Origin of the sequence: Bacillus sp. FSL K6-0923 (genome assembly GCF_038630825.1) — a bacterium.
In the GTDB taxonomy this organism is placed as follows: domain Bacteria; phylum Bacillota; class Bacilli; order Bacillales; family Bacillaceae; genus Bacillus; species Bacillus pumilus.
Genome location: NZ_CP152044.1, coordinates 2,828,103 through 2,842,353 on the forward strand (window position 1 = coordinate 2,828,103; position 14,251 = coordinate 2,842,353).

At 41.0% G+C, this 14,251-nt stretch carries 15 protein-coding genes; 9 read left to right on the forward strand and 6 right to left on the reverse strand.

The window, feature by feature from the left end:
- Positions 1-186 precede the first annotated feature (186 nt).
- Positions 187-1,380, reverse strand: a complete 1,194-nt coding sequence (locus MHI16_RS14600) for an aminotransferase (RefSeq protein ID WP_061409467.1) — start codon at positions 1,378-1,380, stop codon at positions 187-189.
- On the reverse strand, positions 1,381-1,881 hold the full coding sequence (locus MHI16_RS14605) for an Lrp/AsnC family transcriptional regulator (protein ID WP_003213765.1): 501 nt from the start codon (positions 1,879-1,881) through the stop codon (positions 1,381-1,383).
- Positions 1,882-2,057: 176 nt separating this feature from the next.
- Here MHI16_RS14605 and MHI16_RS14610 point away from each other — a divergent pair, with 176 nt between their 5' ends.
- On the forward strand, positions 2,058-2,882 hold the full coding sequence (locus tag MHI16_RS14610) for an alpha/beta hydrolase (protein WP_058013813.1): 825 nt from the start codon (positions 2,058-2,060) through the stop codon (positions 2,880-2,882).
- On the opposite strand, the gene MHI16_RS14615 is transcribed toward MHI16_RS14610, so the two are convergent.
- Positions 2,879-3,139: a YugE family protein gene (locus tag MHI16_RS14615; RefSeq protein ID WP_058013812.1), complete on the reverse strand. Its 261-nt coding sequence runs from the start codon at positions 3,137-3,139 to the stop codon at positions 2,879-2,881. The genes MHI16_RS14610 and MHI16_RS14615 overlap by 4 nt on opposite strands.
- Positions 3,140-3,222: 83 nt before the next feature.
- Between MHI16_RS14615 and MHI16_RS14620 the strand changes: the two genes are divergently transcribed.
- Complete coding sequence (locus MHI16_RS14620; protein WP_058013811.1) at positions 3,223-4,398, forward strand: MalY/PatB family protein; 1,176 nt, start codon at positions 3,223-3,225, stop codon at positions 4,396-4,398.
- 133 nt (positions 4,399-4,531) lie between these two features.
- Positions 4,532-5,824: a sensor histidine kinase gene (locus MHI16_RS14625; RefSeq protein WP_058013810.1), complete on the forward strand. Its 1,293-nt coding sequence runs from the start codon at positions 4,532-4,534 to the stop codon at positions 5,822-5,824.
- Here MHI16_RS14625 and MHI16_RS14630 read toward each other — a convergent pair whose 3' ends face one another.
- Entirely contained in the window at positions 5,825-6,004 is a 180-nt protein-coding gene (locus MHI16_RS14630; RefSeq protein ID WP_058013809.1) for a hypothetical protein, read from the reverse strand.
- 90 nt (positions 6,005-6,094) lie between these two features.
- Between MHI16_RS14630 and MHI16_RS14635 the strand changes: the two genes are divergently transcribed.
- Positions 6,095-6,487 carry a kinase-associated lipoprotein B gene (locus MHI16_RS14635; protein ID WP_058013808.1) on the forward strand — a complete coding sequence of 131 codons (393 nt, stop codon included), beginning with the start codon at positions 6,095-6,097 and terminating at the stop codon, positions 6,485-6,487.
- Here MHI16_RS14635 and kapD read toward each other — a convergent pair.
- On the reverse strand, positions 6,484-7,101 hold the full coding sequence (gene kapD / locus MHI16_RS14640) for a 3'-5' exonuclease KapD (RefSeq protein ID WP_058013807.1): 618 nt from the start codon (positions 7,099-7,101) through the stop codon (positions 6,484-6,486). The two genes, MHI16_RS14635 and kapD, sit on opposite strands and share 4 nt — an antisense overlap.
- A gap of 218 nt (positions 7,102-7,319) precedes the next feature.
- Here kapD and MHI16_RS14645 point away from each other — a divergent pair, with 218 nt between their 5' ends.
- From MHI16_RS14645 to MHI16_RS14655, 3 genes are all read left to right on the forward strand, one after another.
- The gene (locus MHI16_RS14645) at positions 7,320-8,498 is read left to right on the forward strand and encodes an MFS transporter (RefSeq protein WP_180310175.1); all 1,179 of its coding nucleotides are present in this window, start codon (positions 7,320-7,322) and stop codon (positions 8,496-8,498) included.
- 108 nt (positions 8,499-8,606) lie between these two features.
- Positions 8,607-10,508 (forward strand): transglycosylase domain-containing protein, encoded by a 1,902-nt coding sequence (locus MHI16_RS14650; RefSeq protein WP_058013805.1) that lies wholly within the window; start codon positions 8,607-8,609, stop codon positions 10,506-10,508.
- Positions 10,509-10,526: 18 nt separating this feature from the next.
- Positions 10,527-10,937: a thiol-disulfide oxidoreductase DCC family protein gene (locus MHI16_RS14655; RefSeq protein WP_058013804.1), complete on the forward strand. Its 411-nt coding sequence runs from the start codon at positions 10,527-10,529 to the stop codon at positions 10,935-10,937.
- Positions 10,938-10,979: 42 nt separating this feature from the next.
- Here MHI16_RS14655 and MHI16_RS14660 read toward each other — a convergent pair whose 3' ends face one another.
- Complete coding sequence (locus MHI16_RS14660) at positions 10,980-11,537, reverse strand: YufK family protein (RefSeq protein ID WP_044140810.1); 558 nt, start codon at positions 11,535-11,537, stop codon at positions 10,980-10,982.
- Between the two features lie 184 nt (positions 11,538-11,721).
- On the opposite strand from MHI16_RS14660, the gene malK reads away from it, so the two are divergent.
- Positions 11,722-13,323 carry a malate sensor histidine kinase MalK gene (gene malK, locus MHI16_RS14665; RefSeq protein WP_058013803.1) on the forward strand — a complete coding sequence of 534 codons (1,602 nt, stop codon included), beginning with the start codon at positions 11,722-11,724 and terminating at the stop codon, positions 13,321-13,323.
- Positions 13,316-14,023, forward strand: a complete 708-nt coding sequence (locus tag MHI16_RS14670) for a response regulator (protein ID WP_058013802.1) — start codon at positions 13,316-13,318, stop codon at positions 14,021-14,023. Before malK ends, MHI16_RS14670 begins: the two co-directional genes overlap by 8 nt.
- Positions 14,024-14,251: the final 228 nt, after the last annotated feature.

Sequence of the window (14,251 nt, forward strand, 5' to 3'; positions counted from 1 at the left end):
TAAATAAATGTTTTAATATTCGTTTATACGCAATTAAAAACTATATCACAGAACGCTCTTTTACGCAAAATATTTTTTAATTGGGTTTAGATCAGTTCAAAAGGGGGAATACCTGAAAACAAGAATGCTTTCTAGTATTCCCCCCTAATTTGAGAGGCATCAGTCCTAATGGATTGATGCCTTTTTTTATTTAATAATGGCAGGTGCTTCTTCTTTCACTTGTCGTTCTTGCAAAAAGCGCTGGATTCTTGAAAGTGATTCCTGAAGATGGTCAAGAGACGAAGCATATGAACAACGAATATGACCTTCACCACTCGGTCCGAAGACATTACCAGGGACTACGGCTACTTTTTCGCTTAGTAGCAGCTCCTCAGCAAATTGTTCTGACGTCATGCCGGTGCTTTTAATGGACGGGAAAGCATAAAATGCGCCGTTTGGCTGGTGACATGCGAGCCCCAGTTCATTCAAAGAGCCGACAAACAAATTTCGCCGCCTTCTGTAGCTTTTCTTCATTTTCTCTACATCTTCTAGCCCATTTTTCAACGCTTCTTCTGCTGCATATTGTGCCATAGCGGGCGCACACATCATAGAATATTGGTGTATTTTCAGCATGGCATCGCGCAGTACAGGTGGTGCTGCCACATATCCTAAGCGCCATCCTGTCATAGCAAACCCTTTAGAAAAGCCTGAAATGAGGATCGTTCTTTCCTTCATATCTTGAATGGCCGCGACGCTTGTAAAAGCTTCATCGTACGTCAGCTCTGCATAAATCTCATCCGTAATAATGAGCAGGTCATGCTCTTTCGCAAATTGAGCAATATCTTCAAGCTCTTCCTTTGAATAAACAGACCCAGTTGGATTTGATGGCGAGCAAAGCAAAATAGCTTTTGTCTTCGGCGTCAGCTTCGTGCGAAGATCCGCAGAGTCTGCTTTGAAATCTTTTTCAGCCGATGTACTTAAATAAACAGGTACTCCGCCTGCAAGTGTCGTGAGAGCCCCATATGCTACGAAGCAAGGCTCTGGAATGATCACTTCATCCCCGCTGTTTAAAATCGCACGAAACGCCAAATCAAGTGCCTGGCTTCCGCCAACTGTGATAATCAGTTCTTCTTCAGGACTGTAGTCAATGTGAAACCGCTTATATAAATAGCCGCTCAATTCTTTTCGCAAAGATAATAACCCTGCATTCGCCGTATAAGAGGTAAGCCCTTGTTCTAATGACATAATACTTGCTTCTCTGACATTCCAAGCTGTCACGAAATCTGGCTCGCCAACGCCAAGGGAAATGACCCCTTCCATTGTGGCTGCCAAATCAAAGAATTTCCGAATACCTGACGGCTGAATGCTTTGTACCGTTTCAGATAAATAAGACTTTTTCATTTAAGGTGACACCACGATTCTTTTGTCATCGTCTCCTGTTTCAAACACTTTCCCATCATGTTTATATCTCTTCAAAATAAAGTGGGTAGTTGTTGAAACAACGGAATCAAGTGTCGATAATTTTTCAGACACGAAGCGGGCAATATCAGACATAGATCTTCCGCGGATCACAACAGATAGATCGTAAACACCTGACATGAGATAGACAGACTCTACTTCCTGAAAGCGGTAAATACGTTCAGCAATTTCATCAAATCCGACGCCTCTTTTTGGTGTCACTTTGACATCAATCATTGCTGTGACGCCTTCGTGACCATCTACTTTACGCCAGTCAATCATGGTTGAGTAATCAATAATGACTTTTTGATCTTCAAGTTTTTGAATAATCGCTTCTGCTTCTTCTGTTGTCACGCCTGCCATTTTTGCAATTGTATTTAAATCGGCACGGCTGTTTTCATCTAAAATCTCTAATATTTCAGTTTCTTTTTCTGTTAGTTTCATTTGATTTCACACCTCAGATTGTAAAAAGCTAGTTTTAAAAAATCTTCTGAACATTATAGCACGTTTTTCCCATTATGCTAAGCAGGGAAAAGATGCTAATCATAGCTTAAAATCCACTTTTTAGGGTACAATACTGTCACCTAACAGAGAGAGTATCAAGTATCGGAGTGATGAGTGTGGACATTGTTCAGCCAGCTTATATGAAAAGTAAATTCGGTTTAGACATCTATTACGAGCACTATCCAAATCAGGGGAAGAAAACATTGATCTTAATTCATGGTCTTTTCTCTTCTACCTTCAGCTATCGAAAGCTCATCCCGCTTCTGAAACAAGACTTCCATTTAATCGCGATCGATCTTCCGCCATTTGGACAGTCCGAGAAGTCGAATACGTTTATTTACAGCTATCGCAACATGGCAAAGATCATTATCGAGCTAGCTGGTTACTTACAGATTCAGCATGCGATCCTTGTGGGTCATTCGATGGGCGGCCAAATTGCTTTATATGCCGCATCTGAACGGCCAGACCTATTTGAAAAGGCGGTCCTTTTGTGCAGCTCAGGATATTTAAATAAATCAAAGAGATCGCTTGTTTACAGCACATATATTCCTTATTTTTATCTCTATCTTAAAAGAAAGCTCTTGAAGCAAGGCATCATGAAAAATTTAACGGCTGTTGTGCATGATCATTCCATCATTGATCAAGAGATGGTGGACGGATACTTAAAGCCTTTTTCTGATGATCAAATTTTCCGAGGAATTTTCCGTTTGATTCGGCACCGGGAAGGGGATTTGACCTCGAATGTGCTAAAGAAAATGGAGACACCCGTGCTGCTCATTTGGGGTGAGGAAGATCGAATCGTTCCCATCCAAATAGGAGAAAGACTGCACAAGGATCTACCAAACTCAACCTTGCATGCATTAAAAAAAACCGGGCACCTCGTTCCTGAGGAAAATCCGGTCTTTGTGTCTGATCAAATCGGACATTTCAGCCTGTCTTAACGTGTGCAGGAGCTGCTGTCTCGTATGACGAAAAGCTGATTCGCTATATGTTGACAGCTCTCGAATGGCAGGAGCTGCTCAAATGAGTGTTGATAAATGGCTTGAATGTCTTTTGCTAAAGATAAAGAGTCTTCTGCGTCGTATAATGCACTGATGACGTCAGCAGGCTCCGTTTCATAGAAGTCCTCTCCATATTGAAAAGGGTCCCATGCCTTAATGAGTTGAATCATCTCTTCTACAGCTTGACTATCTTTCATCGGTATCACCGCTTATAATAAATTTTGTGATGTTTATTTTAGCACAACCAACAATGGTTGAAAAACGGCTAGAGGTGGGTTTCATGAATTTCGACGAACAGATCATACGTAAAGGTTCAAAATCAGTGAAATGGGATCAAGCAGAGTCTTTATTCCTAACAAAAGATGCGCTGCCAATGTGGGTAGCAGATATGGATTTTAAAGCGCCACAGGTCGTCCTTGATGCATTGAAAACGCGATTGGATCATGGCGTATTTGGCTATGCCTTTCAGGATCAGGATACGCAGCAGGCAGTAGCAGAATGGCTCAAACGAAGACACGGGTGGTCGATCCAAACAGAAGACGTCACCTTCACACCTGGGATTGTCACGGCACTTAGTTTTGCAGTCCAAGCCTATACAGAACCAAGTGACGAAGTCGTCATACAGTCTCCTGTGTACACACCTTTTTATCAAATGATTGAACGAAATGGACGAACAGTCTCAACCAATCCTTTAAAAATAGAAAATAACCGCTATGTCATGGATTTTGATGATTTAGAGAAAAAATTAAGCAGACCAGAAGCGAAGCTCATGTTCCTCTGTCATCCGCATAATCCGTCCGGAAGAGCGTGGTCAAAAGAGGAATTAAAGCGAGTAGGAGACCTCTGTATCAAGCACGGTGTCACAGTCGTTTCAGATGAGATTCATTCTGATTTGATGCTATACGGAAAGCCGCATGTACCTTTTGCTAGTCTTTCTGACGACATAGCACATATCACAGTGACGTGCATTGCACCAAGTAAAACATTTAATTTAGCTGGCCTCCAAGCATCTGCCATTATTATTTCCGATGAAGAAAAAAGAACCCTTTTCAACAATGAAATGCAAAGAAACGGACTGGCCAAACTGAATGCATTTGCGATCCCTGCGATGGAAGCAGCATACCGCTATGGAGACGAGTGGCTTGATGCACTTGTTCTTTATCTCGAAAACAATATGAAAATGGCAATGGACTATATTGACGAACATCTTCCAAACATGCGTTATATGAAACCAGATGCTTCTTATTTATTGTGGCTGGACATTCGGGATTATCAATTCAGTCAAGCGGAGTTGAAACGAAATTTGCTGAAAAAGGGCAAAGTGATCTTAGAGCTTGGTCAAGTGTACGGACTCGAAGGAGACGGCTTTATTCGAATGAATCTCGGCTGTCCTGCTTCAACAGTCAAAGAAGGATTAAAACGCCTTCATCAAGCGTTTACGCAATCATCTGATTAAGATCTATATGATTGAAAGAACATCCTCACGGGTGTTCTTTTTAAAGAAAAAAACCCTCCTTTTATCATATCTACTTTGTAAATGAAATGATATAATGAGAGGAATTACAATTATTTACGAGGAGAGCATTTAAATGGAAATGTTCAAGGATTTTCTGCTCCATGTATCTTTTATTCTATTTCCAATCTTTTTATATCATGCGCTATGGCTAAGCCGGACCCCTGCTCATTTCCCAAAAACGAATAAACTGCTCATCACAGTATTCGCATCCATCTCTTCAGCACTATGTATTATGTATCCAGTTGGTTCGATTTTAGACTTGCAGACTGGCCTTCAATCCATCCCTCTTGTACTTGCCATTTTATACGGAGGGTACACAGCTGGGATCGTCGCCATCTTGATAAGTTCCATAGTCAAATTCGTGATGTATGGCTCTTTTTTATGGGTTGGACTCATTGTCGTACCGATTTACTTTTTCATCCCATTTCTGTTCTACCGGAAATGGCGTCAATATTCGAAGCTGAAAAAGCTGATGTATGGAGTGCTTATCGGTTTATCCAAAGGATTCTTTATTTACATTGGACTATTTGCGGTCAGCTTAATGGAATACAGCCCGGCCTTTATTATGCAGCAGAAGTTACTTGAGTTATTTTTCTCAACTCTTTACTACATATTCTTTCTCGTGCTAAGTATCTATTCCATTGAATTCGTCAAAGAAAATGCGCAAATGAGAACACAGCTCGTCCAATCAGAAAAGCTGACCATTGTAAGTGAACTCGCTGCAAGCGTTGCCCATGAAGTGCGCAATCCGCTGACAGTGGTGAGAGGCTTTATTCAATTACTCTTTTCTAGTGACAATACAAAAGAGACGTCAACCAATAAAGATTATAAAAATCTCGTTCTGTCCGAGTTAGACAGGGCGCAGGATATTATTACGAGTTATCTTGACATTGCGAAACAAAATTATTATCAAATTGAATCTCTCAATCTATCTAAATTACTCGAGGAATGTGCATCACTGATGACATCCTATGCGAATTTTAAATCGGTCACAATTCATCAATCCATTGAACCAGACTTATACATTCAAGGTGATGAAACGAAGATTAAGCAAGTCATGATTAATTTAATCAAAAATGCGATTGAAGCAGCCCCAGAACACGAAGGGGAAATTGAACTTTTTGCTTCAAAAGAAAATCATAAAATATGCCTTTGTTTCGTGGATAACGGTGTAGGAATGACAGAAAGCCAAATGAAAAAGCTTGGCGAACCATATTACACCCTAAAAAATAAAGGGACTGGACTTGGGCTGACCGTGACATTTTCTATCATTGAAAATCACCATGGAACCATTCGTTTCAAAAGCTCACTGCAGTCTGGTACAACCGTCACCGTGAAGTTTCCTGAAGATACAAGAAGAAAATGATCATTCCATTTTTTTTGTCCTTTTTTCATCTATCCGCTCCTGCTTCTTAGACGCACGAACGATCAGACGAAAGCAAATAAATGCAGCCATAAAGAAAATTACCGTGGTGATTGCCGCTGGGATGTACTCCCTTTTATCTTCAGGAAAATACAGTAGAAAGAGTGCGATGAACGACAGCATTCGCCATTCCCCCTTTTGCTCGTTTACTTCACTATATTGGCTAAAAGAAATGAAATACCTTCCTGCGAGAAGGAAATGGAGGAATTTCACATGACAGACATTCAAATTGGACAAGTTGTGAAAGGATTTTATAAAACAGGTGTTTACGTTGGGGAAGTGACAGCAGTGAAACCATCGGCCTATCTCGTTCAAGTAAAAGCCGTTCTGACACATCCCACTCAAGGCGACCTGCATCACCCAAAAGAAGCAGACGTGCCTTTTTTCCAAGAAAGACGGGCTTTGTCCTATCGTGAACAGACGAATATCCCTCATCATATGGTGAAGCCTTATGATGGCGTTATACCAGATTATCAAGTATCACTAAAAGAAGCTGTAGAAAAATTAAAACAAGCGCTCCATGCAGATGATTCAAAATGGGCGGAAAAATCAAGAGCATGCCTATCTTCTCTCGAAAAAGATTATTTTCCAGAAGACGCCCGCTAATCAGCCGAATCAAAAAAGTGTGAGAAATCGATCAGCTCACCAATTTTGGTGGTTTGTGGATTTTCCACATAGGCTCTATCTTTTTCAAAAAGGGTTAACAGCTGATAAGTCGTCATGGCATCATCAAGTGCTTTATGATGCTTACCAGCTCCTTCACTGCCGTACTCCTTTGCCGCCTTGCGAAGCCCTGTCAGTGTGCGATCACCAAAAAAGGTTTTATATTCAAAGGCAAGGTCCCTCAGCTTCCCCTTAAAAGGAAAGGCAATGTGATTGAGCATACAGTTTTGCTTCAGCACTTTCATGTCCATATTGCCCCATGTAATAATCTCACAATCCTCTCCCCCATCAAGCGACACAAGCTTCTCGATAAACGCCTCAAAGGAAATTCCGCTCTCTACATCCTGCTGCGTAATACCGAGGAACGATTTACAGCGCTTCGTCAGCTTCGGGAACTTTTTTGGTTTGACGTAGCTAGAGAACGTGTCTATGATCTTTTCACTTGCCGCTTTCACTACCCCAGCTTCAATAATTTCAGGAAAAAAATTTTGCGGATGATACTTTCCATCAGGCATCGTAAATTCAAAATCGACCACAAGCACCGTCTTCTGTTCCACAAGTCTCACCTCACTTTTTCGTCAGTTTTACATTCTGATACCATTATATTAAGACGGACCTTGAAATCACTTCATTTTCTTGAAAATAATGCAGATTCACTATGCCCAACCTATCCATCAGATGAAAGATCGTTTATTTTCCTTTATAATTATTAAGGAACACGAAATAAATAAAGAAGGTGGTCTCTATCACAAACAGGAAGAAAAACTTGTACATCATGTGGTTTGTGAACTTTTTTGTATCTGCCAGCATTACAATGATCGTCCCTTTTTTATCACTTTACATAGAATCTCTTGATAGCAGCTATTCAAATGAATTTGTCCAGAGATGGAGCGGATATGTCTTTGGGGTCACGTTTTTAACAGCCTTTCTGATTTCTCCGATTTGGGGACGGATTGGAGACCGGCATGGCTATAAAAAGATTTTGCTCATTAACGGGATTGGGATAGCAACAAGTATTCTATTAATGGGGCTTGTGCAAACTGTTTATCAGCTATTCGCCCTGCGGCTCTTCATGGGGCTTGTCACGGGCTTTATCTCGACTTCAATGGCACTCATCTCTGCACAGACAGAAAAAGCAACTGCGGGTAAAACCCTTGGCACGATGCAGATGAGTAATGTCGCCGGAGGATTGTTTGGCCCATTAATGGGCGGATTCATGGCAGACAGCGTCGGATTTATTTATACGTTTTTCCTCACAGCGGCTGTCATTTATGCGTCAGCAATTGTGATTATTTTCGGAGTGAAAGAACAGCCCATCCGTTCAAAAGAAGCGAGGCGCGTTTCTTACTCACGGAAGGATGTGCTCGTTCATATTTTCAAACAGCCTTTGCTTGTCGTCACGATGCTATTAACGTTTATTACACAAGTAGGGAACTTTAGCATTCAGCCGCTTTTGGCTTTATACATTCATGATTTACACGGTCCTGTTAATCTCGCATTTTATGCGGGTCTTGCATTCTCTGCAACTGGACTTGGCAATTTGCTCTTTACACGAAAATGGGGAGATCTCGGAGATCGAATTGGTCACGACAAGGTGCTGCTTGCCCTTCTCATTCTCTCCTCTATTTTATTCATCCCGCAAGCAATGGTGGATTCCTATGCGATGTTAGTACTTTTCCGTTTTCTATACGGGATGGCACTTGGCGGGATTATTCCATGTACGACGGCGTATATTCGGATCAAAGCCCCTGCCTCTATGCAAGGGGAAGTGCTCGGATATAATGTCAGCTTCCGCTTTCTTGGGAATGTTGTCGGTCCGGTGATTGGCGGCATTGTCGCGAGTCATTACGGGATTCCAGCTGTCTTTTATGTCACCGCCGGTATTTTTCTATTTGGCGCATTATTTTTATGGGCAGTCCGCTCACAGTCGAAGGCAAAAGAAAGGAGTGTCTGACCCAACATCAGATGCTCTTTTTTCTTGTGTAGAAGCCTTATTCACTAGACTTCAAGCCCATTCTTTTCTAAAAATAACCTTCTCGTATTCGCAAAAGAATGGTACGATATGGCTAGAAAATTGAAGAAAGTGAGTGACCTCATGTTTCGTGCAATGATTGGTTGGTTATTACTTGCTGCCCTCATTCCATTATTTATTCTGACTTTTTATCTATCAAAGGAAGAAGCTGCAAGTGTGAAGCCTGTGAACGAAGTGCTTGATCAGAAAATCAAGCTGGAAAAGATAGATTTTTCCCAAAACAGTTATATGTATGACCGGGATGGTTCCCTCATCTCCGAAATCGTATCAAACGATGAAAACCGAGTGTTTGTCACGTATGATAAAATTCCTGATCATGTGAAGGAGCTGTTCCTCCGCTCAGAGGACCGGAACTTTTATGACCATAAAGGCATTGACTTTATGGGAGTTGTTCGTGCCATTGCCTCAAATGTGAAAAACCATGGCATCAGCCAAGGCGCAAGTACGATCACACAGCAATTATCTCGTAATTTATATTTAAGCCATGAACGTTCGTTCACCCGAAAGTTTACAGAGCTGCTCTATTCCTATGAATTAGAGCGGAAATTCTCGAAAGATGAAATTCTCGAAAGCTATTTAAATACGATTTATTTCAGTAATGGTGTTTACGGTGTCGGTTCTGCGGCTAATTACTATTTTGATAAGCCGCTTAGTTCTTTAACGCTTGCACAGATGGCATTTATCTCTGCGATTCCAAACAACCCAACACTGTATGACCCATTGAAGCAATTCAAACACACAAAGAAACGACAAGAACGACTGCTAGGTATTTTAGAGAAAGACGGCGTCATCACCAAAAAGCAATACAAAAAAGCCGTCAAACAAAAAATCAGCCTGTCCTTGAGTGAAAAGAAAAACCTTTACCCTGACTATGTGACATATGCCAATGAGGAATTTACCGATCTTGTGTCAGATCAGGAAGGCTTTACAAAACGCTTGAAGAAGGCCAAAACAGATGGAGCAAAAAAAGCCATTCAAAAAGAATTATCTGAAAAGGTCAGTGCCCTACTTCAAGATGGTGTCAAAATTTATACGGCACTTGATCCTTCCTTACAGCAACGAGCCGTCTATCAGCTCAATGCGCAATTACCTTACCAAGGTGTAGAAGGCGGATCAGCGGTCATAAATCATGAAACACATCAAATTGTCGCACTTGCTGGCGGGAAGAATTATAAAAAGTTTGATTTCAACTACGCCTATCAAGCACAAAGACAGCCTGGTTCTGCGATTAAGCCGCTTTTAGACTATGGTCCTTACATCGACCAAACGGGTGCAACAGCTTCAAGCAAAATCAGTGCCGGCAAGTTTTGCAGTAGCGGATACTGTCCGCAGAACTATAGTCATAAAACGTATGGAACCGTCACACTTGAAACAGCCTTTAAGAACTCTTACAATACCCCTGCGATCCGAATGCTGGATACAGTTGGTGTCAAAAAGGGCTTTAGCTATTTAGAGAAATTCTCATTCGAACATATCGTAGCGGATGATTATCGCCTTCCTTCTGCACTTGGTGGATTTACGAAGGGATTTTCGCCGCTAGAAATAACAGATGCGTATACCGTCTTTGGTAATCAAGGAGCTTACACGCAAAGTCATTCAATTACAAAGGTGACAGACTTAAACGGCAAGACCCTTTACAAGTGGAAAGAGTCACCGAAGCAAGTGTATTCTCAGCGGACAAATGACACCATGCGTAAACTGCTTGCCTCTGTTGTAAAAAGCGGAACAGGGAAAAAAGCGAATTTCAGTTCCCCTTACATTGGTGGTAAAACAGGAACATCCAATGACTACAAAGACATTTGGTTTGTTGGACTGACAGATCAATATACAATGGGTGTATGGGTTGGAAGAGATAGAGGAACGGTTGAATCTATTTACAGCTCAAGTCCGCACTTACGTATTTGGAAAAATACGATGCAATACGCCAGATAAACAGGAGGTTTGGTTGCCATGCATTCAACACATCCACCCCATTTAATTTTATTTGATGGTGTCTGCAACGTGTGCAGCGGCGCTGTTCAGTTTGTGATTAAGCGTGATCCAAATGAGCGAATGATGTTTGCTTCATTACAATCAGAGACAGGGCAGCGCATTTTAAAAGAAAACGGTTTGCCTCTAGATGAATTCAATTCATTCATTTATATTGAAAAAGGCACCCTTTATACGAAGTCGACAGGCATCTTAAAAGCCATGCGGCATTTAAAAGGAATCTACAGATGGAGTTATTTATTCCTTGCCATTCCGCGCCCTATCCGTGATTGGTTTTATGAGCGGATAGCGAAAAATCGCTACAAATGGTTCGGTCAAAAAACATCTTGTATGATGCCTACACCTGATATTCAAAAACGGTTTCTATCATAAAAAAAGCATCCTCCACTATCGGAGGATGCTTTCTTTGTCTGTTTATGAAGGCAGACTAGCCATAACACTGTTATAAAGCTTAATAAATAAGTACAAAATGCCGATTAAAAACGTGGCCCAAAACAGCAAAATAAACATCATAAATCCAATTAAATTCAGCATGGAAAGCGATTGATAAATGCGGACCACAACCCAGATAAAATAGACAAGACCTGCTAAAACAAAGAGTCCGACAAGCAGAATCAGCTGCTGCGTCAGCAGAAATGCAAGCAAGCTGGCAAATAAATAAACAACGGATGCAATCCTAATTTTCTTTAAGTTCTCTCCTTCAGGATCTTTCGCGAAAAAGAGTAGTGCCAGCTCTAACACCGTATCTGCAATCAGTTTCAAGGCAGATAAAATCATAAAATAAACAAGTGCAAAAGCAGCAAAAAGAGCAAGCCTGATGCCCTGTTCCGAGAAAAATTCCAGCATCCCTTTTAAAATGCCTGCTTGAGTCAAGAAATCAGTCGTAATCCCTACTGTGAAAATTGAAAAAGCAGAGCTGAATAGTAAAATCGAAATCAGCGGAAAATATCCAGTCAAATATGTATTTTTCATAAATAGATCCTTTCTCATAAGCTCACATTTATTATGGCTCACTTAAAACGGATTGACAAGATGCTTTCAAAGTAAACTGGCAGCAAAATCAAATTTGTGATTTTGCACGTACATTCCTTCACAAACTTACATTTTCCCGTTAAAGTATTACTATTACGAAAAAATCGGCGTTAGGGGTATACTCGTGAAAAAAACATTAAGATTGCAAACTCGGCTGACGATTTTTGTTTGTATCGTTGTCCTGATCTCCCTTTGTATCACTTTCTTTACGATCTGGTCAGAAACAGCTAAGAATATTCATCAGCAGGAACGTGACATCGCCCTCTCCACTGCCAAAATGGTCGCAGAGGCTCCGATCACAGCGAAATCATTAAAAGAAAATCAATCGTATTCAGCACTGCGTCAATATACAACAAGTGTTCAGCGAATCACCAAAACCGAATTCGTTGTCGTAATGGATATGAACGGCATTCGCAAAACCCATCCAAATCCGCAGAAGATCGGGAAGCGATTTGCTGGTGGTGATGAAGAGCCAGCATTACAGGGTAAAGAACATATTAGTACGGCTTCTGGAACACTTGGCAGATCCATGCGTGCTTTTGTTCCGGTTTATGATCAAAATGGGAAGCAGCTCGGGGCTGTGGCAGTAGGGATTACGTTAAAGGAAATTGACTTGATCATTCATCAAAGCTTACTTCCACTCTACTTCGTCACATCGCTCAGTCTTCTTTCTGGTATCATCGGAGCACTCATTGTGGCAAGAAAAGTGAAGAAAATTATGTTTGGACTAGAGCCAGATGAGATTGCTACATTATTAAAAGAACGAAGCGCCATGCTAGAATCAACTAAAGAAGGGATACTTGCCGTCGATCAGCACGGTAAAATCAAGCTCGCCAATGCTGAAGCCAAACGACTCTTTCATAATATGGGCATTATGGTTGATCCTAGAGAACAAGATGTTCAGGTGCTCCTCCCTTCAAGCGGCTTAAAGCAAGTCATTGAAACACGCAAGCCGCTGCTTGACCGCGACGTGAGAATGAACGGACTGGAGCTCGTCTTTAACGAAGTCCCGATTACAGTAAAAGATGAAATTGTCGGGGCAATCGCCACCTTCCGTGACAAAACAGAAGTCAAACACTTGGCTGAGCAGCTGAGCGGAGTCAAAATGTATGCAAATGCCCTCCGTGCTCAGTCGCATGAATTTATGAACAAGCTTCATGTCATTTTAGGATTGGTTCAGCTCAAAAACTACGATGACCTTGGCACTTATATCAAAGATATTGCGATCTATCAGCAGACGGAGACAAATGAAATCATCAACCATGTGAAAAACTCTGTTTTAGCAGGATTTTTACTAGGAAAACAAAGCTATATCAGGGAACAAGGCGCGACCTTAGAAGTCATATGCAGCACACAAGTCCCAAATTCAGAGGACCCGGCAGTGACGCATGATCTCATCACCGTCATTGGCAACCTATTAAATAACGCACTCGACGCTGTTTCTCATACTGAGACGAAAAATATCTCGATTTCATTCCGATACGTTCAGGAGCAGCTTCATATTGAGATTACAGACACAGGTGTTGGTCTCACAAAAGAAGAACAAGACATCATGTTTGATCAAGGCTTTTCAACTAAAGGAGAAGACAGAGGATTCGGTCTCTACTTCGTTGACCAAAGCATCAAAAAATTGAACGGACATCTGATTGTCACGAGTGAAAAAGGAGAAGGAACGACCTTTAGTCTCCGCATTCCGTACAAACAAAAGGAGGATTCACATGATTAATGTGTTAATAGTAGAAGATGATCCAATGGTTGGGGAGCTGAACAAACGTTATCTGACCCAAATCGAGGGCTTTGAATTAAAAGGGATTGCCACTTCTTTTCAGCAGGCACTGGATATCTTAAAAACAGAAGCCATTCACCTCGTACTGCTCGATATTTATATGCCTGGACAAAATGGACTGGCATTATTATCAGAAATTCGCAAGCAAAATCATTCGGTTGATGTCATTGTCATTTCAGCCGCCAATGAAGTCGACGTAGTCCAGCAAACGATGCGCAACGGAGCTGTTGATTATTTAATCAAGCCGTTTGAATTTGAACGTTTCCAATCAGCGCTCTCAGAATATAAACGGAAACACGCCTTGTACCAAACAATGAACAGCATCTCGCAAAATGATTTAGATGCGAAGCTCTTTCATAAAAAAGCAGAGACGGAAAAAGTCCTTCTGCCAAAAGGCCTGACCAAAAGCACACTCAAACTCATCTGGACAAGTATTCAATCATTCGGTCATCATGCTTTCACGACCGAAGACCTAGCGAATCATACAGAAATTTCTCAAGTCTCCATTAGAAAATACTTGAAATTCCTTGAGGACATCGAAGTAGTTGATGTTGAAATGGCATATGGGACAATTGGACGTCCTGTTTTCCAATATAAACTCAATACAACTAATATGAATTTAATTCAGCAATATCTATAATTTGACACATCTGACCTTATATAAAGGCCAGATGTTTTTTTATGGAACACGATGTGACAAACCCCTTGATATCAGTGGTTCCACTGTAGTAGAGCACATCGCAAAAGCGGCATTATATCATATTTCAGCACATAAAAAGACATCGAATTTCGCCTTTTAACATTTTTTTAAAAATAAAACAAATTTCTATTTATTTATTCGATTGGAAATGATAAATTATGATTGATT